This is a genomic window from Ahrensia sp. R2A130, from assembly GCF_000179775.1.
GTDB lineage: Bacteria > Pseudomonadota > Alphaproteobacteria > Rhizobiales > Rhizobiaceae > Pseudahrensia.
In genome coordinates, this window is record NZ_AEEB01000017.1 from 287,663 (window position 1) to 311,300 (window position 23,638).

Annotated in this window: 18 protein-coding genes and 1 tRNA gene; 12 read left to right on the top strand and 7 right to left on the bottom strand. The window is 56.5% G+C overall.

Going from position 1 to position 23,638, the window contains the following annotated elements:
- On the top strand, positions 1-996 hold the full coding sequence (locus R2A130_RS10585; protein ID WP_009758042.1) for an SPFH domain-containing protein: 996 nt from the start codon (positions 1-3) through the stop codon (positions 994-996).
- Between the two features lie 24 nt (positions 997-1,020).
- On the top strand, positions 1,021-1,482 hold the full coding sequence (locus R2A130_RS10590; RefSeq protein WP_009758043.1) for an NfeD family protein: 462 nt from the start codon (positions 1,021-1,023) through the stop codon (positions 1,480-1,482).
- On the opposite strand, the gene R2A130_RS10595 is transcribed toward R2A130_RS10590, so the two are convergent.
- Positions 1,479-2,450 (bottom strand): SIS domain-containing protein, encoded by a 972-nt coding sequence (locus tag R2A130_RS10595; RefSeq protein ID WP_009758044.1) that lies wholly within the window; start codon positions 2,448-2,450, stop codon positions 1,479-1,481. The genes R2A130_RS10590 and R2A130_RS10595 overlap by 4 nt on opposite strands.
- Before the next feature lie 136 nt (positions 2,451-2,586).
- On the opposite strand from R2A130_RS10595, the gene R2A130_RS10600 reads away from it, so the two are divergent.
- Entirely contained in the window at positions 2,587-4,107 is a 1,521-nt protein-coding gene (locus tag R2A130_RS10600; protein WP_009758045.1) for an outer membrane beta-barrel protein, read from the top strand.
- Here R2A130_RS10600 and R2A130_RS10605 read toward each other — a convergent pair.
- On the bottom strand, positions 4,104-4,988 hold the full coding sequence (locus tag R2A130_RS10605; RefSeq protein WP_009758046.1) for a UTP--glucose-1-phosphate uridylyltransferase: 885 nt from the start codon (positions 4,986-4,988) through the stop codon (positions 4,104-4,106). The two genes, R2A130_RS10600 and R2A130_RS10605, sit on opposite strands and share 4 nt — an antisense overlap.
- A gap of 224 nt (positions 4,989-5,212) precedes the next feature.
- Here R2A130_RS10605 and R2A130_RS10610 point away from each other — a divergent pair, with 224 nt between their 5' ends.
- Together R2A130_RS10610 and R2A130_RS10615 are read left to right on the top strand one after the other, a co-directional pair.
- Positions 5,213-6,427, top strand: coding sequence for a lytic murein transglycosylase (locus tag R2A130_RS10610; RefSeq protein WP_040305632.1), 1,215 nt, complete (start codon positions 5,213-5,215; stop codon positions 6,425-6,427).
- Between the two features lie 48 nt (positions 6,428-6,475).
- Entirely contained in the window at positions 6,476-7,750 is a 1,275-nt protein-coding gene (locus R2A130_RS10615; protein WP_009758048.1) for a DUF459 domain-containing protein, read from the top strand.
- Between the two features lie 66 nt (positions 7,751-7,816).
- Here the strand turns inward: R2A130_RS10615 and R2A130_RS10620 are convergent, their stop codons facing one another.
- The 3 genes from R2A130_RS10620 to R2A130_RS10630 form a co-directional block, all read right to left on the bottom strand.
- Positions 7,817-9,250 carry a glutamate synthase subunit beta gene (locus R2A130_RS10620; RefSeq protein ID WP_009758049.1) on the bottom strand — a complete coding sequence of 478 codons (1,434 nt, stop codon included), beginning with the start codon at positions 9,248-9,250 and terminating at the stop codon, positions 7,817-7,819.
- 69 nt (positions 9,251-9,319) lie between these two features.
- A complete protein-coding gene (gltB, locus tag R2A130_RS10625) occupies positions 9,320-14,032 on the bottom strand; it encodes a glutamate synthase large subunit (RefSeq protein WP_009758050.1) in 4,713 nt (1,570 codons plus the stop codon).
- Between the two features lie 466 nt (positions 14,033-14,498).
- On the bottom strand, positions 14,499-14,972 hold the full coding sequence (locus R2A130_RS10630; RefSeq protein WP_009758052.1) for an Hsp20 family protein: 474 nt from the start codon (positions 14,970-14,972) through the stop codon (positions 14,499-14,501).
- A 217-nt stretch (positions 14,973-15,189) separates the two neighbouring features.
- Between R2A130_RS10630 and R2A130_RS10635 the strand changes: the two genes are divergently transcribed.
- A complete protein-coding gene (locus tag R2A130_RS10635) occupies positions 15,190-16,224 on the top strand; it encodes an alpha/beta fold hydrolase (RefSeq protein ID WP_009758053.1) in 1,035 nt (344 codons plus the stop codon).
- On the opposite strand, the gene hisN is transcribed toward R2A130_RS10635, so the two are convergent.
- Entirely contained in the window at positions 16,221-16,994 is a 774-nt protein-coding gene (hisN, locus tag R2A130_RS10640; RefSeq protein ID WP_009758054.1) for a histidinol-phosphatase, read from the bottom strand. The genes R2A130_RS10635 and hisN overlap by 4 nt on opposite strands.
- On the bottom strand, positions 16,991-17,911 hold the full coding sequence (locus R2A130_RS10645; RefSeq protein WP_009758055.1) for an N-formylglutamate amidohydrolase: 921 nt from the start codon (positions 17,909-17,911) through the stop codon (positions 16,991-16,993). Before R2A130_RS10645 ends, hisN begins: the two co-directional genes overlap by 4 nt.
- A 200-nt stretch (positions 17,912-18,111) precedes the next feature.
- On the opposite strand from R2A130_RS10645, the gene cpdR reads away from it, so the two are divergent.
- From cpdR to R2A130_RS10675, 6 genes are all read left to right on the top strand, one after another.
- Positions 18,112-18,471, top strand: coding sequence for a cell cycle two-component system response regulator CpdR (cpdR, locus tag R2A130_RS10650; protein WP_009758056.1), 360 nt, complete (start codon positions 18,112-18,114; stop codon positions 18,469-18,471).
- 151 nt (positions 18,472-18,622) lie between these two features.
- Positions 18,623-18,697 (top strand) — tRNA-Val (locus tag R2A130_RS10655).
- Between the two features lie 377 nt (positions 18,698-19,074).
- Positions 19,075-20,079 carry an ABC transporter substrate-binding protein gene (locus R2A130_RS10660; RefSeq protein WP_009758057.1) on the top strand — a complete coding sequence of 335 codons (1,005 nt, stop codon included), beginning with the start codon at positions 19,075-19,077 and terminating at the stop codon, positions 20,077-20,079.
- Positions 20,080-20,211: 132 nt separating this feature from the next.
- Complete coding sequence (locus R2A130_RS10665) at positions 20,212-21,015, top strand: ABC transporter ATP-binding protein (protein WP_009758058.1); 804 nt, start codon at positions 20,212-20,214, stop codon at positions 21,013-21,015.
- A 54-nt stretch (positions 21,016-21,069) separates the two neighbouring features.
- Positions 21,070-22,401, top strand: a complete 1,332-nt coding sequence (locus tag R2A130_RS10670; RefSeq protein WP_009758059.1) for an ABC transporter permease — start codon at positions 21,070-21,072, stop codon at positions 22,399-22,401.
- A 177-nt stretch (positions 22,402-22,578) separates the two neighbouring features.
- Positions 22,579-23,637, top strand: a complete 1,059-nt coding sequence (locus R2A130_RS10675; protein ID WP_009758060.1) for a TRAP transporter substrate-binding protein — start codon at positions 22,579-22,581, stop codon at positions 23,635-23,637.
- Position 23,638: the final 1 nt, after the last annotated feature.

Below are 23,638 nucleotides of genomic sequence, written 5' to 3' on the forward strand. Positions count from 1 at the left end.
ATGGATTTAGCTTTCAGTGACATCGCATTCATCGGTTTTGCCGTACTGCTTGTTGTTATCATTACATCAATCCTCAAAATTGTGCCGCAAGGGTGGCACTATACGGTTGAAAGACTCGGCCGTTACGACCGGACGCTAATGCCGGGTCTGAACATCATTGTTCCGTTCATCGAAAGAATCGGCACGAAAATGAACATGATGGAGCAGGTTCTTGATGTTCCAACGCAAGAGATCATCACCAAGGATAATGCGACTTGTGCAGTCGACGGTGTGACTTTCTTTCAGGTGCTGGACGCCGCCAAAGCCTCTTACGAGGTCAGCGGGTTGGAAAACGCCATTCTCAATATCACTATGACCAACCTGCGTACTGTTATGGGTTCTATGGACCTCGATGAATTGCTGTCGAAACGCGATGAGATCAACACACGTATTCTGCATGTCGTGGATGACGCGGTGGCGCCGTGGGGCATTAAGATGACCCGCATTGAGGTGAAGGATATCGAGCCACCAGCTGACCTAGTGGAAGCCATGGGCCGCCAGATGAAGGCGGAGCGTTTGAAGCGCGCCAGCATTCTGGAAGCTGAAGGCGAACGCGAAGCGGCCATCCTGCGCGCTGAAGGTGAGAAACGCGGCCAAGTGCTTGAAGCCGAAGGCCAAAAGGAAGCTGCATTTTTGGAAGCAGAAGCTCGCGAGCGTGAAGCTGCGGCTGAAGCTGAAGCCACCCGTCTGGTGTCGCAAGCTATTGGCGAGGGCAACAGTCAGGCGATCAACTACTTCGTCGCCCAGAAATACACAGAAGCCTTGCAAACCATCGGCTCTGCGCCAAACCAGAAGGTTATTATGATGCCGATGGAGGCGACTGCGCTCATTGGTTCGTTGGCTGGTATGGGCGAAATTGCCAAGGAAGTGTTCGGCGATACTGCTTCTAAACCGGCATCATCACCGCGACCTGCCCGTAGCCGCACACCAGCGGTGGGTCGCAACACTGAAAGCTAAACAAAACCACGAAGGGAGATCGCCATGCTTATCGATATGATCGCCGCAGCCGGGCCATGGACATGGTTCATCTTGGGCTTTGCTCTCCTTGTCGGCGAGGCGCTTGTTCCTGGCATTTATCTCGTGTGGTTTGGCACATCCGCTTTGGTTGTCGGCTCTGCTTCGTTGCTGCCATTTGCAGCGGTAAATAACTGGTCATGGACAAGTCAGATCGTCGTCTTCGCGATCCTGTCACTCCTCAGCGTAATGCTGGCCCGCAAATTCTTTCCAACCGGTGTGGAAGGCGATGATGCGGGCCGCATGAACGACCCCTTAGGTCGTTATGTGGGTCGCGAGGCGACGTTGATGGAGGCCATGGAAAACGGCGCTGGACGCGTTCGAATAGGTGACACAACGTGGCGCGTTCGCGGCGTAGATGCGCCTGCCGGTACACGAGTGAAGGTTGTCGGCGTCGAAGACGGGGCACTAACGGTTACCCCGCTTTAGGCAACGCCCACACGAAGCAGATCATGAAGATGGACGATCCCAACAGGTCGTCCGTCTTCTGTCACCATTAGCGTCGTAATTGAGCGACGGTTCAAAATATCCAATGCAGCAGCTGCCAGCAAATCTGGCGCAACGGTCTGCGGCGCTGCGGTCATGATATCGTCCACCATCTCGCCAAGAAGCGATGTTGAAAGATGCCGCCGCAAGTCGCCATCGGTGACAATCCCGATGAGCAGGCCATCGCGAACAACCCCGACGCAGCCGAAACCCTTTGCCGAAATCTGCAAAATCGCTTCCGTCATTTGAGTGCCGGTTTGCACCAGCGGTAGCTCATCACCAGTGTGCATGACGTCGCTAACCATCGACAGTTGCGCGCCCAGCTTGCCGCCGGGATGAAACACGCTGAAGTCGCTGGCTGAGAACGAGCGATGTTCTAGCAGAGCGACAGCCAGTGCATCGCCCAAGGCAAGTTGCATGATAGCGGACGTTGTCGGGGCGAGATTGTGCGGGCAAGCCTCGTCAACCTTTGGCAATTGCAGGATAACGTCGGCATGACGTCCCAATGTAGATAATGGGTCAGCAGTCATTGCTATCAACGGGATTGAGAAGCGTTTCGCATAAGCCAGTGTGCCGCCAAGCTCCATCGCTTCGCCGGACTTCGATAAAGCGACGATAACATCATCGCGGGCGATCATTCCCAGATCGCCATGGTTCGCTTCGCTGGGATGAACGAAGAATGCGGGCGTGCCCGTGGAAGCGAGCGTTGCAGCGATCTTGGCCGCCACATGGCCGCTTTTGCCCATGCCGGTCACAATCACGCGTCCGCCGATGTCGGCAATTGTATCGACCGCCTTCTGGAACGCGGGAGCCATTTCGCTGCCAAGCGCATCGCGAAGAGCGGCAAGTCCGCGTGCTTCTGTGTCCAGCGTGCGAAGCGCCGAAGCGCGTGGGTCTGTTTTTTCTATCATTTCCGTGTCGTAGCGGTTGGAGAAACGGACGCAAGAGGGAAGGTGAGGAAGATTTCGTTAACCATCCCTGTTTACGGTTCGGTAACCGTGGCCTTACCCGTGTCACGACCCGTTTGCCGCAGCAAGAGACACACTTATGACAAACCACATCCGCCACCTATTTTGCGGAACAGCACTTGTTGCGGGCTTGTGGACGGTATCGGCTTTTGCACAATCCGCGGGTACGCTCGATAACACGGTGCTGCGTGGTAACATTGATGGCGCAGCAACAACCGGTCAATTGGCAACCGAAGATGCTTTTGCGGAGCCACTTTTCGATCCCAATGCCGAACAGCAGCTCAACGCATCGCGCGCGTCGGTTGAGCCACTTCAAAACGCTGATACTGCCGAAGTGCCGACGACGGGCCGTGCCCAGCCGGCAGGTAGAGTTGGAACTCTACAGGCAGACGGTAGCGTTACGCCCTTGGCCAACACGCGCGTTGACCCGATAGAAGCCAACCGCTCGACCGCAGGTGCCGATCCCTACGCGCCACTCGGCATAAGGCGTGGCAGCTTCACGCTGTTTCCGGTGCTGACCCAATCGTTTGGTTATACGACAAATGCCAACGACACGCCTGAGGCCGACGCGGCTGGTTTCAGCCGCAGCCAAGCGGATCTGACCGCAATTTCCGACTGGAGCCGCCATCAGCTGACCATTCGTGGCACGGGCAGTTATCAAACGTTCTTCGATACTGAGGCCGACGACACGCCAACTCTGGAAGGTGACGTTGAACTGCGTCTGGACCACAGCCGCGCACTGACCGCGACTTACGGTGTAAGCGCCAATTGGACGACGGAATCGATCTCCAGCAATAATCTTTCAGGCGTCGCTGTCTCCGAAGAACCAGGGCTGCTGCAATACGGTGCGCGTGGCCAACTCGACTATCAACCAGGTGCGCTGGGCGTAACTTTGCGCGGCAGCGTGGACCGGCTTGAGGCTGAAGATGTTGCCTTGTCTGGTGGTGGAACGTTGGACCAAAGCGACCGTGACTTCATTTTGGCATTGGCAGCAATTCGCACCACGTGGACCGAAAGCGCTGTGCTTCAACCCTATGCTGAAGTTGAAATTGGGCGGCGTGCCTTCGACAAAGAAGTGGATAGCAACGGTGAAAGGCGGACAGCCGACATTCTGGCACTGCGCGCCGGTGTAGCTTTCGACGGCGGTGAAAAGTGGACCGGCTCTGCGGAACTCGGCTACCGCATCGAACGGCTTGATGATCCACGTTTGGAAAACCTTGAGGGCTTTACCTTTGATGGCACTCTAAACTGGTCTCCACGCCGCTTTACGCAGGTGTCTGCTAATCTCCAAACGCAGGCCAATACATCAACTGTTGCGGGCGAATCCGGTTCATTGACATACGCTGGTACTTTGGGCGTCACGCAGGACTTGCGTGAAAACCTGTCAATCAATGCGCAAGCTGGACTGGCCTTTCAGGATTTCACAGGCTCGCAGGCTGATGAAACGACCTTGCAGGTCGCGGCTGGTACAGAATGGCGCCTGAACAGGAATGCAGCAATCTTCGGCACAGTTGACTACGAATTTACGAATGATGGCACTGGACGTCGACAAAGCACCACTACGAGAACGGCGCTTATTGGTCTTCGCGTCCAGCGCTAGCCCATCAGTTTTGCGATAATTTCGCGAACTGCTGGTCCGGTATCATCACGTTGCAATGCAAATGACACATTGGCAGCGATAAAGCCTTCCTTCGACCCGCAATCATAAGTCTCGCCTGTGAAGATGTTGCCGAAGAAGTCCTGACTATCGGCCAGTCGCAGCATCGAGTCGGTCAACTGAATCTCTCCACCGGCACCGCGTTCCTGATTTTCCAACAGGTCGAAAATCTCCGGCTGCAGGATGTAACGACCGTTGATATAGAGGTTCGAAGGCGCGTCTTCTTTGGAGGGCTTTTCCACCATCCCATCAATGCGAAACCCGCCAGCGACGGTTTCACCTTGTTCTACGATGCCGTAGCTTGAAACCTCGTCAGGATGACATTCCTGAACGCCAATAACGTTGCCTCCAGACGTGCGATAGACGTTCATCATCGACTCCATGCACTCGCGCCCGTCACGGCTTTTCATCACCATGTCGGGCAGCAACAGGGCGAAAGGCTCATCGCCCACAATATCGCGTGCACACCACACAGCATGGCCCAAACCGAGTGGTGCTTGCTGGCGGGTAAAGCTGGTTGCCCCGGCTTCCGGTTGGTGTGTTGCCAACACGTCCAGCATGTCTTGTTTTCCGCGATCAGCCAGCGTGTTTTGCAACTCCGGCTGGAGATCGAAGTGATCTTCTATCACGTGCTTGTTGCGCCCGGTGACGAATATGAAGTGCTCTATACCGGCGGCTTTTGCTTCGTTCACTGCATATTGAATGACCGGCATATCCACGACCGTCAGCATTTCCTTGGGCACCGATTTGGATGCGGGCAGAAACCTTGTGCCCAAACCTGCAACAGGAAAAACGGCCTTACGAACGGGACGAATGGCTGTCATGGGAAAATTCCTTGCTGTGCAGGCGGTTTGCCGAAAATTTCCCACAAATGCGGGATGCAGAAGTTCCAACACGTTTAGAACGACTTGGTTGCCCTGCAGTTGCTGTCGGACGGATGCAGACACAATACTGCGCCATCATTGACCTTATGGTAAACGCATTGTTAACGGCTCTTCGATTCACTGCCGGGTACAACCAGTCTTTCCGCTTCGCCAAGAGATTTTTTATGTCGCTTCTCATTCGTTCCGCAATGGCCGTGATTTGCTGTATCGCTCTTCTCAGCACCACAACACCATCTTTCGCTTCTGCCAAATTTCGCAAGTGGATTGCTGAGTTTGAAAACGTTGCCGCCCGCAATGGTGTGAAGCGTTCAGTTTATCGCAAGGCGTTTAAAGGCATACGTTCGCCCGATCCCGAAGTGTTGGAACTGGCACGCTTCCAACCGGAGTTTCGCCAGAAGCTATGGATGTATTTTGACACCCGCGTGAACGAAGAAGGCATCGCTCGAGGCCTTCAAGAAAAGCAAAAATGGGCACCTTGGCTTTCCCGCATCGAAAAGAAATATGGCGTCGATCGCGACATTCTGCTTGGCATCTGGTCTATGGAGACCGGCTTCGGTGAAGCCTTGAAGAAGGGCAGTGCCACGCGCAGCATCGTGCGTTCATTGGCAACACTGGCCTATCAGGACCGCCGCCGTCGCAAGTTTGCGCGTAGCCAATTGATCGCTGCGATGAAGATTGTGCAGGCAGGCCACGTGTCGGTAGAGGGTCTTCAAGGTTCTTGGGCAGGCGCGATGGGCCACACCCAATTCATCCCGACCTCTTACCGCGCCTATGGGCAGGATATGGACGGCGACGGCCGCAAGAACATCTGGACATCGGTGCCCGATGCGCTCGCAACAGCTGCCCAGCTTCTGCGCAAGAACGGTTGGCGCACGGGCGAAACCTGGGGCTACGAAGTTGAGAACGCTGGGCGTGCTTATACCCAGCGCAACCGTTCAAAAAGCATTGGTCAGTGGGCAAAGCTAGGTGTGCGTCGTGTCGCCGGTCGCAAGTGGCGCAACACGAAACAGCGGGCAGTGCTTAAATTTCCTGCAGGCAAAAACGGCCCTGCATTTTTGATGACCAAGAACTTCTTCGTTATCAAACGCTACAACAACTCAGATAAATACGCGCTTGCCGTTGGCCATTTGGCGGACCGGTTCGGTGGTTCCGGCGACTTCATCAACCCTGTGCCACGACCATTCCCCAAACTGTCATTCGATCAGCGTGTTGAGGTTCAGCAGCGTCTGGCACGTATGGGGTTGTATAAGAGCGATATCGATGGGAAAATCGGTAGCGGAACACGTGCCGCTATTCGCAAGGCGCAAATCCAAATGAAGCTCAACCCTACTGGCTTTGTTTCGCCTGATTTCTTGAGAAGACTGCGCAGAGTTAGCTGATAGCTTCATCCGTCGGGTGGGGCTGCCTATCAACGGAGATGCCATATCGTGACCCGTTCTTTACGCCTATTTGGCGCAGCTATCGTGTTCGTCGTTGCTTTCGCGGTTGGCCTACCTCAAAAAGTTGGAAACAGCTTCAGCTTCGGTGTTTCAGCTGTTGAAGCCCAAGAGAAACGCAAGCGCAAAAGCCTTTTTTCCGTTTTATTCGGTCGTCGTGATGCTCGCAAGAAGCGCGTGAAGAAGCGTGTGCGTGCGCAGCCCCGCAAAACGCAACGCACCAAGAAACGCAGAACCACCACACGTAAGAAAAGAACCACGCGAAGCGCTAGTGTAACAAAACGTGCCGCTGCTGTTGCTGCGGTGGAAAAGTCCGAAGATGCCAAGGTTGTTCTGGTTATCGGCGACTTTTTCTCCGGCGGCCTCGCAGACGGTCTGGTCAAGGCCTACGCTACCGTTCCCGGCGTCACGGTTGTAGATCGCAGCAACGGCTTGTCGGGCCTCGTTCGCGACGATGTGACGGACTGGGCCGCAACCCTGCCTGGCATCGTGGAAGAGATGAAGCCTGATTATATCGTCACAATGTTAGGCTCCAATGACCGCCAGCAAATGCGCGTTGCTGGTAAACGTGAAGACACGAGGAGCCTTCCGTGGGATGCGGAATACGGAGCGCGCGTGGCTTCTCTTGCTGCTGCAATGAAGGCGACCAATTTACCCTACACGTGGGTGGGCTTGCCGCCGGTACGTTTCAAATCGGTCAACAAGGATTGGCTCTATTTCAACGGTGTTTATTCGAAAGTGGTTCAAGGACCCGCCGGTCAATTTGTCGATGTTTGGGATGGTTTTTCCGATGCCGAAGGCAACTACACCCGTTCTGGGCCGGACGTGAGCGGTCAGATCGTTTTGCTGCGGTCCAAAGACGGTATCAATTTAACGAGGGCCGGTAAGGAGCGTCTGGCATTCTACGTGCAGGACGATATTCTCAAACGGCTCGGCGAAGGGGCTGGTGGTGCACTTGCCGGTGCCGATCCTTCGCTCCTTTTGGAGGGAGGCGTAGTCTCGCCCTCCGCGCCGACTTACGATCCTGTAAATACCGGCCGTACTATCGTTATGGGATTGGATGATCCGCAGGTGGATGGTGCCAATGCTCTTGCCGGAGCAGAAGCTTTACAACCGTCTTCTTCTGCATTGCCCAAAGAGGCTGGCATTGTTGTAACGCCTGTTTCTGCCAGTGCTAATCGGACGGGCAGAGTTGATGATGCAGCATGGCCGCCAGCGGAAATTACCCCCACTGCTCCCGCCGCAGTTGCTCAGAGCGGCAGTTGATACCTGTGCTGGAAACAAAAAAGGCCAGAGCAAAGCTCCGGCCTTTTGGCAGTCTATCCGATCAGATTAACGCGGAAGCATGGTAGCGCCCATCAAAGCCTCATCTACTGAACGTGCGCATTGGCGGCCTTCGCGGATTGCCCACACCACCAAAGATTGACCACGGCGCATATCGCCCGCTGTCCAAACTTTGTCATGGGTCGTCTTATAGCTCACGGTATCGGCCTTGACGTTATCGCGCTGGTCACGCTCGACACCGAGGTTTTCCAACATGCCGTCGGTCACCGGGGACACGAAACCCATGGCCAGCAACACAAGATCCGCCTTTATAACGAATTCAGTGCCTTTAATCGGTTGGAACTTCTCGTCGACCTCAATGCAATGCAACTTGGTCACTTGTCCGTCTTCGCCTTCGAACCGTTCGGTCATAACGGAGAACGAACGCTCCGCGCCTTCTTCCTGCGAAGAAGACGTTCTCATTTTCAAAGGCCAATTGGGCCACGTTAGAAGCTTGTTTTCCTTCTCCGGCGGCTGCGGCATAATTTCCAGCTGCGTCACCGAGAGAGCACCCTGACGGATCGATGTGCCGATGCAGTCCGAACCAGTATCGCCGCCGCCAATAACCACGACATGCTTTTGACCGGCTAGGATCGGCTCCACATTGTCGTTCTGTTCGCTGCCCACACGACGGTTCTGCTGCGGCAGGAAATTCATGGCGTAGTGGATGCCGTTGAGATCACGCCCGTCGATGGGCAGATCGCGCGGCTTTTCAGCACCGCCCGACAGAACAACCGCATCATGCTGATCGACGATTTCGCTGATCTGCATATCTTCGCCCACATGCACACCGGTGTGCAACGTCACGCCCTCCGCTTCCATCTGCTCGGCGCGGCGGTCGATATGGTGCTTTTCCATTTTGAAGTCGGGGATGCCGTAGCGCATCAGACCACCGATCTTGCGGTTCTTCTCATAAAGATGAACGTCATGACCGGCTCGCGCCAACTGCTGGGCCGCTGCCATACCGGCAGGGCCGGAGCCGACAACAGCGACGGATTTTCCGGTTTTCACCAGATTGATCTGCGGTGTCACCCAGCCGTTTTCCCACGCCTTGTCGACGATGGCGCATTCGATGCTTTTGATCGTAACGGGCGAGTCCACCATGTTCAACGTGCAAGACGCCTCGCATGGGGCAGGGCAGATACGGCCCGTGAACTCCGGGAAATTATTGGTGGAGTGCAGGTTCTTTGACGCCTGTTCCCATTCGCCGCGATAGACGAGATCGTTCCAGTCCGGGATCTGGTTGTTCACCGGGCAACCCTTCTGGCCCTTCACATCGTGGCAGAACGGGATGCCGCAATCCATGCAGCGGCTTGCCTGTTCGCGCAGGTTCGATTCCGGCAGCGGAACCATGAACTCATTATAGTTGCGAATACGCGCCGAAGCCGGCCGATATTTCGGCGCCTGACGATCGATTTCGAGAAAACCTGTAACTTTACCCATATCAATTCACCCTTCGGCCAGCGTTCGAGGCGGCCCGTTGGTTTTGTATTTCTGACTCAGCAGCCACACCTATTCAGCAGCCACACCGGCAGCCATCTGCGCTTCTTCGATTTCGCGAAGGGCGCGGCGGTATTCGGTTGGCATGACCTTCACGAATTTGGAGCGATAATCGTCCCAGTTATCGAGGATGTCGGCCGCGCGCTGCGAGTTGGTGTAGCGCTTGTGATTTTCGATCAGCTGGCGAAGCCGCTCATCATCGTAGCGTGTCATGTCTGACGACACGTCCACACGACCGTGGTGCTCGATATCGCCGCCATGATTGTGCTCGGACTCCATCAGATCGTCCTCTTCCGGCACCGGCTCCAACTCGACCATGGCGAGGTTGCAGCGGTTGGCGAAGTCGCCGTCCTCGTCCAGCACATAGGCGATGCCGCCCGACATGCCAGCGGCGAAGTTGCGACCTGTGTAACCGAGAACGGCGACGACGCCGCCGGTCATATATTCGCAACCGTGGTCGCCCACGCCTTCGACAACGGCGACTGCGCCGGAGTTGCGAACGGCGAAGCGCTCGCCTGCGACGCCGGACAAGTAGCACTCACCATCGATAGCACCGTAAAGCACGGTGTTGCCAGCGATGATGCTTTCGCTCGGTGTAATCTGCTTGGCCGCTGCTGGCGGATAGACGATCAGCTTGCCGCCCGACAGGCCTTTGCCGACATAGTCGTTGGCTTCGCCTTCCACTTCCAGCGTCACGCCGCGCGCAACCCAGGCACCGAAGGCCTGGCCGGTGGTGCCATTGAACTTGAAGTGGATCGTGTCGTCCGGCAGCCCTTTGTGGCCGTATTTACGAGCGACTTCGCCCGACAACATGGCACCAGCGGAGCGGTTGTAGTTGAAGATTTCCAACTCGTGCTGCACCGGCGTGCCATCGTCGAGCGCGGGTTTGGCGAGTTCCACCAATTTGCGGTCGAGAATATCGTCGATGTGGTGGGTCTGCGTCTCGCAGTTGTAGCGCGGAACGTCGTCGCCCATGCCGGGATCGGCAAAGAGCAGCGAGAAATCTAGCCCCTTGGCCTTCCAGTGATCGACGGCCTTGTCGCGGTCGAGAACGTCCAGCTGGCCGACCATTTCGTCGATGGTGGCGAAGCCCAGTTCCGCCATCAACTCGCGCACTTCTTCGGCAACGAAGAAGAAGTAATTGATGACGTGCTCCGGCTGGCCGGTGAAGCGCTTGCGAAGAACAGGGTCTTGCGTAGCAACGCCAACGGGGCAGGTGTTGAGGTGACATTTCCGCATCATGATGCAGCCGGAAGCGACCAGCGGTGCGGTGGCAAAACCGAACTCGTCCGCGCCCAGCAGCGCGCCGACGACAACGTCGCGACCTGTGCGAAGACCACCATCGACCTGAACGGCGATGCGCGAGCGCAGCTTGTTCTTCATCAAGGTCTGATGGGTTTCGGCGAGGCCCATTTCCCAAGGGGAACCGGCATGTTTGATCGACGTCAGCGGCGAAGCGCCGGTGCCGCCTTCCATGCCGGAAATCGTGACGTGGTCTGCGCGTGCTTTGGCAACGCCTGCGGCAACGGTTCCGACACCGACTTCCGACACCAGTTTCACCGAAATATCGGCTTTGTAATTTACGTTTTTCAAATCGTAGATCAGCTGCGCCAAGTCTTCGATGGAATAGATATCGTGGTGCGGCGGTGGCGAGATGAGGCCGACGCCTTGAGTGGAATGGCGTACCTTGGCGATCACGGCATCGACCTTATGGCCGGGCAGTTGGCCGCCTTCGCCGGGCTTTGCACCCTGCGCCATTTTGATCTGGATCATGTCGGCGTTGACGAGATATTCCGTCGTCACACCGAATCGACCCGAGGCCACTTGTTTGATGGCGGAACGTTTGGAATCGCCGTTGGCCATGGGTGTGAAACGTTCGACTTCTTCGCCACCTTCGCCCGTGTTGGAACGACCGCCGATGCGGTTCATTGCAATCGCCATGTTCTCGTGGGCTTCGCCCGAGATTGAACCGTAGGACATGGCGCCTGTAGAGAAGCGCTTCACGATGTCCGACGCACTTTCCACCTGATCGATGGTGATCGGCTTACGGCCCGTCTCATCAGCCGGGCGTAGGCGAAACAGGCCGCGGATCGTCAGCAAGCGCTCCTGTTGATCGTTGATGCTTTTTGCGTAAGCGCGGTATTTGTCCTGCGCGTCCTGCGACTGCGGGTCTTCGGACCGCACGGCGTGCTGCAGGTTCGTCACCTCGTCCGACGTCCAGGCGTGGACTTCGCCGCGCTGGCGCAGGGCGTAATCGCCACCCACGTCCAGCGCGTGGCGCAGCACTTCGACATTGCCGTAGGCTGCGCGATGACGTTCGAAGGTTTCCTTGGCGATGGCGTCGAGGCCGATGCCTTCGATTTGCGTTGCCGTGCCGGTGAAGAACTCTTCCACGAAGTCTGTGGACAGGCCGATGGCATCGAAAATCTGCGCGCCGCAATAGGATTGGTAGGTCGAAATGCCCATTTTCGACATGACTTTGAGCAAGCCCTTGTCGATGGATTTGATATAGCGCGTCACCACCTCGTTGTGGTCGACCTCCGGCGGGAACATGCCGTCGGAGTGCATTTGTGCCAGTGTTTCGAAGGCGAGATACGGGTTGATCGCTTCCGCACCGTAACCGGCCAGCACGGCGAAGTGATGCACTTCGCGCGGCTCGGCTGATTCCACCACAAGACCAACGGATGTCCGCAAGCCCTTGCGGATGAGGTGGTGATGAACGGCAGCGGTAGCCAGCAGGGCAGGGGCCGCGATGCGGTCTGCGCCGAACTGCCGGTCCGACAGGATGATGATGTTGTCACCGGCACGGACAACGCGCTCGGCCTTGTCGCACAAGCGCTCGAGGCAGGCGCGCAGGCCTTCCTCACCGCGCGATGCGGCGTAGGTCATGTCCAACACGCGGGAAACGAACTGGTTGTCGCCGATGTCCGAGATGTCACGAATTTTCAGCAGGTCGGAGTTGCGAAGGATGGGCTGGCGCACTTCGAGGCGCTTCTCGGCTTCATCACCCTTCTGCGAAAACAGGTTCGGGCGCGGACCGATGAAGGAGACGAGGCTCATCACCGATTCTTCGCGGATCGGATCGATGGGCGGGTTCGTCACCTGCGCGAAGTTCTGCTTGAAATAATTGTAGAGCAGCTTGCCCTTGTTCGACATGGCAGCAATCGGCGTGTCCGTGCCCATAGAGCCGAGCGCTTCCTGCCCGGTCATCGCCATGGGCGCGAGCAGAACTTTCACGTCTTCTTGAGTGTAGCCGAAAGCCTGCTGGCCATCGAGCAGCGCTTCGCCGGTGATGCGGCGCGGGCTTTCGCGGTTGCCCTTCATGTCTTCCAGCACGATCTGCGTTTCAGAAAGCCACTTGCTGTAGGGCTTGTCGTTGGCGAGCTGCTCTTTGATCTCCGCGTCGGAGATGATCTTACCTTCTTCAAGGTCGATCAGCAGCATCTTGCCCGGCTGCAAACGCCACTTGGTGACGACTTGCGCTTCATCGAAGGGCAGGGTGCCAGCTTCGGAAGCAAGAACCACAGTATCGTCATCAAGCACGAAATAGCGGGCAGGGCGCAAGCCGTTACGGTCCAGCGTCGCGCCGATTTGGCGACCATCGGTAAAGGCTACGGCAGCGGGGCCGTCCCACGGCTCCATCAGCGCTGCGTGATATTCGTAAAACGCCTTGCGGTCGGCATCCATCAACGGGTTGCCGGCCCATGCTTCGGGGATCAGCATCATCATGGCGTGGGCCAGCGGGTAACCGCCCTGCACCAGCAGTTCGAGCGCGTTATCGAAGCAGGCCGTGTCCGACTGGCCTTCGTAGGAAATCGGCCACAGCTTGGCGATGTCATCACCGAATTCCGGCGAGGACAGCGTGGCCTGTCGTGCGGCCATCCAGTTCACGTTGCCGCGCTTGGTGTTGATCTCACCGTTATGCGCGACGAGGCGGTAGGGGTGGGCCAGTTTCCACGATGGGAACGTGTTGGTGGAAAAGCGCTGGTGAACCATCGCGACGGCGGAGATGAAACGCTCGTCGGCCAGATCGAGATAATATTTGCCCAGCTGGTCGGCCAGCAACATGCCTTTATAGACGATGGTGCGGGACGACATGGAAACGGGATAGATATCGTCGCGGCGGCTCAACTCGTCGATGAGCGCGTTGGAGATCACGCGGCGTCCGACATAAAGCGCGCGTTCGAATTCATCGCCCGCTTCGTGAGTGCCTTTCTCAAAGAACACCTGCCAGCTCGATGGCTCGGACGCCTGAATTTCGGGGTCCTGGCTGAGGCTGGAATTATCCACCGGTACAGCGCGCCAGCCGATAACGGGAATGCCTTCTTCTTCGGCGGCTTCGTCGATCACTTTGCGGGCGCGGGCGAGATCGTCTTCGTCTTGCGGCAGGAAGAAGAAGCCAACGCCGTAGTCGCCAGCGTCCGGCAGGCGGAAATCTGTTTCGGATGCGAGGAAGTCGTGTGGGATCTGGACCAGCATACCAGCACCATCGCCCATCAACGGGTCGGCACCTGTTGCGCCACGATGCTCGAGGTTTTCGAGAATCTTGATGCCGTCCTGCACGATCTTGTGGGTCTTCGCGCCCTTCATGGAGGCGATGAAACCGAGGCCACAGGCATCGTGTTCGTTACGGGGGTCGTAGAGACCGTGTTTTTCAGCGCGGTTCTTCACCGGTACGGCGGTGCTGGCAGAAAGGCCGTCGAAAATCGTGTGCGTCTTGGTCATGGTGCAAACCCCCGGGCGCAGAGCCCGTTGCCGGGCCCGTATTATCAAACTTCACTATGCCCCCATGCCGCAAGCGGCTGTGAGGCATGCCGCCTGCTGGCAGCAAGATATGCGGTCACCAGCCTGTATCAGGGCCGAAGTGCCGGTCGTCATCCCCGCAATGTGCTGGGCCGCCATCAGGTGGTGCGGTGTCGCTTATGCCACGTCGGGCTGTGCATACACCATCGCATGATGACGCACTGCTTTTAACCGATGGCGACGGGTCATGCAATATGGGTAAGCAACACTGTCCTATTTCTGGGGATAGATGCTTGGCGACTGTCTCGACAAACCATCGGTGCAGAATACGCCGTTTTTAGTGCCGATCGCCCGTTTTGACTGCGTTGCGACCACGAAAAAGGGCGCCCGCATACACGAGCGCCCTCCGATCAGGCTCGAACCATCCGCGACGATGCGCGCGGCTGACCTACTTTTTCTTTTCAGCTTTCGCTTCGATCTGCTTCGCTTTTTCATCCGCACCGCCGATGGCGATCTTACGCGCCTTCATGGCTTCGGGAATCTCGCGCACGAGGTCGATGTGCAGCAGTCCGTTTTTTAGATGCGCGTCGCGCACTTCCACATGGTCGGCCAGCTGGAAGCGGCGTTCGAAGTTGCGCGCGGCGATGCCGCGAAACAGCATTTCGGTTTCACTCTCGTCAGGCTTGGCCTGGTTGCCCTTGACCAAAAGGGCGTGCTGCTTGGCTTCGATTTCCAAATCGTCTTCGCCGAAACCGGCAACCGCCATGGAAATGCGGTACTCGTTCTCGCTACGCCGTTCGATATTATAAGGCGGGTAGGCGGGAGACGATTGCTCCGGCTGGCCCATGGAATCGAGCAGGCTGAACAGGCGGTCGAAACCGACGGTGGAGCGGTAAAGGGGGCTGAAATCTACGTGTCGCATGAGGTATCCTCTTTCTGAGCGATATATGACGACCATCACGAACCTCGAAAACCTCCAGATGGCAGGTTTTCATTTCAGGCTCGCATATGGTGCAGACCCGGTGTTTCGGCGTCTGTAGATTAGATTTAAGGCTTCCAAACCGACCTTCAAGACCTGTGCCGGGTAAGTGATGCCGAATCCGCTTGAGGCGAGAGCCACCACCGGCTAGCACCCTGCAATGTCTATGAAACCGCAGCACGCTTCAGATCTGTTCAGCCTCACCGGCGATGATGATGCTCAGCTATATTCCATCATCGACAATCCCGCTCCCGACGGGGCGACTATCGGTTGGCTGGAAACATCCGATGGCGTGAAACTGCGCTATGCGCGGTGGGAAACACTGGTACGGCCTTCCAAAGGCACTATCGTCATTCTTCACGGGCGGTCGGAGACAATTGAGAAGTACTTTGAGACGATCACCGACTTCAGGTCGCGCGGTTTTGGCGTTTTGGCTTACGATATGCGTGGGCAGGGGGCTTCTTCGCGTATGACGGGCGATCGCAAAAAAGGCCACGTGGATTCCTTTGCGCACCATGCGGCCGATCTTGAACAACTTATGGAAGAAGTCGCGCTCCCCGATTGCAAGCCGCCCTATTTCGCAATCGGGCATTCGAGCGGTGCTCTCGTGGCCCTTCTGGCGGCCCCGCGGCTGGGCAACCGTTTGCAGCGGATGGTTCTTCTGGCACCGCTTCTGGGACTGACTAAAATTCCCATCTCTCAGACCCTGCTGCGGCGGGTCACCGGTCTACTCAACTTCCTTGGGCTAGGCCGTGCCTATATCGGTGGCAGCGGCACCCGCGTGCCCAACAAAACCTTCATCGGCAACAAATTGACATCCGACACCGCCCGTTTCGAGAGAAATCGCGCAATTCTGGATCGTTACCCCGATCTGGCCATTCACGGTCCGACAATCGGTTGGGTTCACGCGGCTTGCTTGGCCATGCAACGGGTTACAGCAACCGGCTACACCAACCGCATTACGATACCAACGCTGTTCATCGCGGCAGGTAACGATGAGGTTGTGGATTCGAGGCTGATCGAACGATTGGGTGATGGCATGCGCTCGGGTGCTTTTATAACCGTATCTGGTGCAAAGCATGAGGTGCTGCAGGAGCGCGATGTTTTCCGCGAGCAGATGTTGGCCGCGTTCGATGCATTTATTCCTGGGACCCAGCCGGGCAGCAGCGTGTCTTTGGAAAAGACCAAAGGCTAACCGTTCAAGACGGCCATCGCCTCATTGTGCACTGTTTCGCTAGCTGCTGCGAGAACACTTCCGCCCTGTGACGGGTCTCCACCATCCCACGCTGTCACGGTAGCGCCTGCCATTTTCATGATGGGGATGAGGGCAGCGATATCGTAGATATTCAGGCCATTTTCAATCACGAGATCGACATGGCCGGCAGCCAACAGGCCATAAGCCGTGCAGTCGCAGCCGTAGCGGAAAAGTTTCACCTTCTGCTCCACATTCTCGTAGCGCGTGCCATTGAGAAGATGCGGAGAGGTCGTCATCAAAATCGCCTCGGCGAGCGTTGTGACGTTGCTCACCTGATTTTCGATTTTTGTGCCGAACCTGTCCTGCAAAAGGCTTTTGCCGCCGGTTGCAATGTGTCGGTCGCCCGTAAACGGCTGGTCCATGGCCCCCGCGATTGGCCTGCGGTCATCATATAACCCGATCAACGTTCCCCATACCGGAAGTCCGGAAATGAAAGCGCGTGTGCCGTCCACAGGGTCGAGAATCCATGTGTAATCGCTAGAGCCTTCAACCGGATCAAACTCCTCGCCGATAATAGAATCATCTGGGCGACGCATCGCCAGAACATCGCGTATGGCTCGTTCCGCCTCGCGATCGGCCTCCGTCACAGGGTCGAACCCGTCGGCCTCTTTGTTGTCTATGCTTAGCCGTTGGCGGAAGCGGGGCAGTGTCTCGCGTGCCGCCACATCGCATAACTCGTGAAGCAGGGCCTTGATCTCAGCGTCGGTCATTCTGCAGCCAATCGCTGGGCTGGCAGTTCCGCATCGGGGATCGCGATAAGTTGGGCCATGACCTTGTCGATATCTCCGCACAGCGCAGGGAACCCGTCGGTCAATTCCAAATCCCGCTCATTCATATACAGGGCGCGATTGATCTCGATCTGGACCGCATGAAGCCCCTTCGCCGGCCGACCGTAGTGCTCAGTTATGAAGCCGCCCGCGTAGGGTTTGTTGCGGACGACCGAATAACCCAGATCGCTGAACCCTTGCATGATCTGGCGAGAAATCTCGCCGTTACACGCCGTACCATAGCGATCGCCCACAATGATGTCTGGCCTTGATGCCCGGTTCGCATGGTTTTGAACCGGCTGGGCGGATGGCATCGAGTGGCAATCCACCAGAACCGCAAACCCGAACTCCACAGCCGTTTGAGCCATCATCCGCCTGAGAGCATCATGGTAGGGCCTGTAGACAGCGTTCACCCGCTCCAACCCTTGGTCGAGCGTGGGCGGATTTTCGTAGATCGGTAGATTTTCAGAAATCAGGCGTGGGATGGTGCCCAAGCCTCCTCCAACGCGCAGCGAATGCACATTGGCGTGGCCGGGCAGTCTTTCGCGAAAAAGTTTCGGATCGAGTTCGTAAGGCTCGCGGTTCACATCCAGCCAAGCGCGGGGGAAGCGGGCCCGTAAAAGCGGAGCGCCCAAGGCCACAACACCGGAAAAGAGGCGGTCGACGGCAAGATCTTCGGAACGCCGCAGATCCAATGCCGACAATCGGGATGCCGCGAGAAAGTTGGGCGGATAATAATCTCCGCTATGGGGAGAGTTGAAGACGAAAGGCACCCGCTGTTGCGCCGGGCGTTCGACCAGAAATGGCGGATTGGTTTCCGCGTGGAATCCGGCAGGTAGGTCTTCGGTGAATGTCATCATTGCCTTGATGGTACGACGTGAAAGGCCATATTCGCATGCCGCAACCGTGTCAGGCGTCCCGCACGCTGTCTAGACCGAGCCGATGCGGCCGATATGTAATGGCTCCGTAATTCATCCGATATTTACCGCATCGCTGTTTGGTCTGCTATGGAACAGTGATGGACGCTTCAAGAGTGGCCACCGGGGAATGGAGTGACGCAATGGACAAGATCCTGCTGGCTGAAGACGACAATGATATGCGCCGGTTTCTCGCGCGCGCACTTGCCAATGCTGGTTATGACGTCATCTCCTACGATAATGGTGCCAGCGCCTACGAGCGTTTGCGCGAAGAGCCCTTTACGCTGCTTCTGACCGATATCGTGATGCCGGAGATGGATGGTATTGAACTTGCGCGGCGCGCAACCGAGCTAGACCCTGACCTTAAAGTTATGTTTATCACCGGTTTTGCTGCCGTAGCTCTCAACGCGGAAAGTGATGCACCCAAAGACGCCAAGGTGTTGTCAAAGCCCTTCCACCTGCGTGACCTCGTCAACGAGGTCGAGAAAATGTTGGCGGCCTAATGAAGCCAGCCACGGATAACATCTAATCTTGCCATTTTCCCGTCCTTGATCGTCTTGACGGCCTCGGGCTTTCATGGTCTAGGACGCATCGCTGCAGGCTTAAGCTTTCAGCATCCCGAACTCCGGATATCTCCGGACCGTTCATGGTAACGGGCGATTAGCTCAGCGGGAGAGCACTACATTGACATTGTAGGGGTCACTGGTTCAATCCCAGTATCGCCCACCATTCCATTGCGACATGGTTCCAGAGGCCTGAAATGGGTTCGAATTTTGGATTGTTGATACCGTCTTCTCAGCAGAACGGCGAAATTGAAGTCTCATTTTTCAGAGCTTGTGAAGACTAGTTTTCCCAATTCCGTAATGGCTTTAGTAGGCCTGACTTTCCTGAAGCTGACTTTTCAAGTCTCAGTTTTTGGCGATGCGAGGTTTTGGGTCCAGTTTTATGGTCTGAACCCTAAACTACAATGATTCTGGCACCCCTGGCGAATTGACACGCGTCAACGATGCCGCCTAGCCTCCTCCCCGCAAGATCGATGCCTTTCGACAACGGCAGGCACGCCGCTTCAAATATCGTCACTGACGATGAATTCCCGGGAGAACTTTATGAAAACTATGATCAAATCCGTATTGGCAGCTAGCATCGTCGCTATGTCCGCCACCACCGCGATGGCTGATGCCCACGTCAAAGAACTCGTCGTCGGCTACTTCCTCGAATGGCCAACCCCGAACCAGTACGCTCAGGCCAACGAGCTGTATGAAAAAGAGCTGGGTATTCCGGTCAAATGGGTGTCCTTCGACGCTGGCACCGCAATGTCCGCCGCTATGGCTTCCGGCGACGTGCAGATTTCCTTCTCGCAGGGCGTGACACCATTCCTCGTCGCAACCGCTGCTGGTCAGGATCTTCAGGCTGTCGACATCGCCGTGTCCTACTCCGACAACGACAACTGCGTTGTTCGTTCCGAGCTGGAAGTGAACAAAGAGAACGCTGCTGAGAAACTCAAAGGCAAAAAAGTCGCTGTGCCATTGGGCACCGCTGCTCACTCCGGCTTCCTCGCCCAGATTGCCTATCTCGGCATCAACGAAGCTGACCTGAACATCGTCGACATGTCGCCTTCCGATTCTTCCGCTGCGTTCGCGCAGCCAAGTACCGATCTCGCAATGGTTTGCGGTTGGGGTGGCTCACTTCGCAAGATGAAAGAGCACGGCAACCCGATCATCGAAGGCGCTGAAAAAGAGAAGGTCGTCGGCAAAGTGTTCGACATCACGTCCGTTCCTTCCGCATTCGCTGAAGAAAATCCAAAGCTGCTTGCCAAGTTCCTGAAGGTCACCGCCGACATGAACGCGCAGTACGCCAAGGATTCCGGCCCGATGATGGAATCCATCTCGAAAGCTGCCGGCATGGACATGGAAGGCACAACGGCTGTCATCAAGACATTCGTGTTCCCGACACTCGACGAACAGCTTTCCGACGAATGGATGGGCAAAACGGTCGCCGAATACCTGACCGCAGCTGCTGCCAAGCTCGAAGAAGGTGGCAAGATCAAAGCGCTGTCCGACTACTCCGCGCTGGTCAACACCGGTCCGCTTAAAGCCGCAGCAGGCATGTAAGCTGACTGACTGAATGAGATGGCGCGGTGGCAATCGTCACCGCGCCCTTGTTCGTCCCTGAATGGTGGGGCGGGGAATTTCCCAAATCGACCATTCGATTTTTCTGCAAGGACCAGCGTGGGGGATTGCACCATGTCCGGGCTTATTATCGACGACATTTCCATGACATTCGAACTGCCAGCAGGCGGTTCCGTCCACGCGTTGAAAAACGTCTCGCTCGACATCAAGGAAGGCGAGTTGCTCGCTGTCCTCGGTCCATCGGGTTGTGGTAAAACCACCCTGCTGAACATCCTAGCCGGTTTCCTTGCGCCCACAGGTGGCCAGATCGAGCTTAATGGAGACCGCGTCGTCGGACCAAGTTCCGAACGCGGTATGGTGTTCCAGCAGGGCGCGCTGTTCGAGTGGATGAACGTTTCCAAGAACATCGGTTTTGGTCCTGCCATGAAGGGCACGCCGCAAGCCGAGATCGACAAGCGCGTTACCGAACTTTTGGGCATCGTTGGCCTGCAGGATTTCGGCGAAAAAATGATCTATGAATTGTCCGGCGGTATGCAGCAGCGCGTGGCCTTGGCCCGCTGTTTGGCAAACGACCCCGACGTGATCTTGATGGATGAACCGCTGGGCGCGCTCGATGCGCTGACCCGCGAAAAGATGCAGAGCCTCGTGCTCGATATCTGGAAGAAAACCGGCAAGACCATCATCCTCATCACCCACTCGGTGGAAGAGGCTCTTCTTCTTGGAGAGCGACTTCTGGTCATGGCGCCAAGGCCCGGCCGTATCCATAAAGAATACAGACTGCCATTTGCCGAAATGGGCGTTGGCGCAGACCTCCGCGAGGTCAAACGCGACAAGAAATTCGGCCCCACCCGCGATGAAATCCTCAACATGATCTGGGACATGGAAGAGGAAATCATGGGTCGTACGGAAACCGCCTAACCGCGAGCCGATCTCCAAGAGAGAGCGGAAAAAGACGAAGTAGGGATTACGATTATGGGTGCAGAGCTGCTCGATACACTATTGGTCACCATCAAGATGGTTGGTGGCATTTTCGTCATTTTTGGCGTGTTTCTCGGCGTCAGTGCCGCAGTGTTTTTCCTCTGGAACCTGTTTTCAGGCAACAAGAAAGACGACAAAGGCTACACCAGCTTGAAAACTGTTACCTTCGGCGATGAAAGTGCGGTGACGGCAAACAGACTGGCCTCGATTGCTGGTGTGGTGACAGTGTTCCTGATCTGGAGCATCGCCACCGGTTCTTCGCTGCTGCCATTCAGCCTGCCAAAACCGTTCACCGGTATCTCGCAGTTTCAATACACAGCAATGAACGCCGCCGGTCAGACGGACACAGGCAGCGTTGCGGTGAATGTCTTCGTTTTCGGTTCGGAAAACAGTTCCGCACCGGAAGCACCAGCCAAGACCGGCTCCGGCTTCACGCAAAACGATACGGTCGCCGTTCCTGAACGCCGCCGTAAGATCGTGCGCGTCACCAACAACGACGAGGGCGGTTCCGAAGAGGGCTACAAGGTCACGGAAGTGAACGGCCAGCCCATCGCGCCCGGCCAATCCGTGCCATTCGATGGCGGCCAGGTCGCCATGCTGGCTTCCGGTTCTCTACAGGTTCGCCCCTCCGGCGGCATGACCATGGAGGCGCTTTATCTACCGCCGCCTGAGCAGGTTTGGACCCGATTCCTAGATCTCAATGCGAACGGCTACCAAGGCGTCGGCCTTTGGGAAAACGTCATGTGGTCGCTCATCCGCGTTGTCATCGGCTTCGCGCTGGGGTGCTTGTTCGGTATTCCTTTGGGCTTCGCCATGGGCCTGAATTCGTGGCTTCGCGGCTGGTTCGACCCAATCGTTGAGTTCATGCGCCCCGTGCCGCCATTGGCGCTTATTCCGCTGGTCATCATCTGGTTCGGTATCGGTGAGCAAGGCAAAATCAGCCTGCTGTTCCTCGCAGCCTTGTGGATCATGACCATCGGTGCGCGCGCTGGCGTGTCGGGTGTGAACATCTCGAAGGTCCACGCCGCTTACTCGTTGGGCGCTACGAAACCGCAAATCCTGTCCAAGGTGATTTTGCCCAACTCGTTGCCGGAAATCTTCACCGCAGCCCGTGTCGCCATGGGCGTCTGTTGGGGCACGGTGGTTGCAGCCGAATTGGTTGCGGCTGAAAAAGGCGCGGGCAAAATGATCATCGCGGCCTCCAAGTTCCAGCTCACCGATATCGTGCTCATCGGCATCATCATCATCGGCGTCATCGGCTACGGCATCGACGTGTTGATGCGCATGGCTGAGAACAAGCTGGTTCCGTGGAAAGGTCGCGGCTGATAAGTCTCGAACCGCGAACGTTTTTTCTTTCATCTGCGACGTCTTTGCCTGACCAAAAGCCGCAATAGAGTTGCGTGGCAGGCTAATTGAGGTCCAATGTCGCTGAGAAAATTCGGTCGGTCGGCGTGCATCCCACATGCGTTCTGAGACCTAAGATTGCCGCGATGGAGATGAAGCGTGTTTGTGAAAAAATCCCTTACCGGACTCGGTGCCGCAGCTGCAGTGTCATTTGCGTTAACAGCTTCGGCTTTCGCACAGGACGTGACGCTCAAACTTCACCAGTTCTTGCCACCGCAATCGGTTGTGCCAAGCCAAATTCTCGATGTGTGGGCTGACAAGGTTGAGGCTGCTTCCGGCAAATCGATCAAGGTAGAACGCTACCCGTCCATGCAACTTGGTGGAAAGCCGCCCGAGCTCATGGACCAGGCGATTGATGGCGTAGCTGATCTTGTATGGACCGTTGTTGGTTACACGCCGGGTCGCTTCCCGCGCACGGAAGTGTTCGAGCTGCCATTCATGTTGACCAATGCAGAGGACACATCCTGCGCTTTTTCAAAGATGTTTGATAAGCACATGAAGGACACGGAGTTCCAGAATCTCAAGATTATAGGAACGTGGGTTCATGGCCCTGGCGTTATTCACTCGAACCGTCCCGTGCGAAAAGTGGCGGACATGAAGGGTCTGAAAGTGCGCGGTGCATCCCGCACAATCACGTCGATGTTGAGCCAATTGGGCGCAACCTCTGTGGGTATGCCGGTACCTGCCGTTCCGGAAGCTCTTTCAAAAGGCGTCATTGATGCGACCACAATTCCGTGGGAAGTGACCGGCGCGCTAAAAGTGCCGGAACTCGTAAAAAATCACACTGAATTTGGCGGACAGGCGCTCTACACACTGACTTTCGTACTGGCGATGAACAAGGCCAAATACGAAAGCTTAAGCGACGAGATGAAAGCGGTAATCGATGCCAATTCTGGTCAAGGCTTTTCAAGCTTCGCAGGACGGGTGCAGCAGGCTGCTGACGAACCAAACCGCAAGAAAGCCGAAGATGCAGGCAATACCATCATCACTTTGTCAGATACGGAAGTGAATGAATGGAAGAAAGCATCAGAACCGGTGGTCGCAGCCTGGATCGAAGATGTGAAGGCTAAAGGCATCGACGGACAAGCGCTCGTCGATGAAGCCAAGTCCACGATTGCGGCATGTGCATCGGAACCCCGGTCGACATTTCCGAACTGAT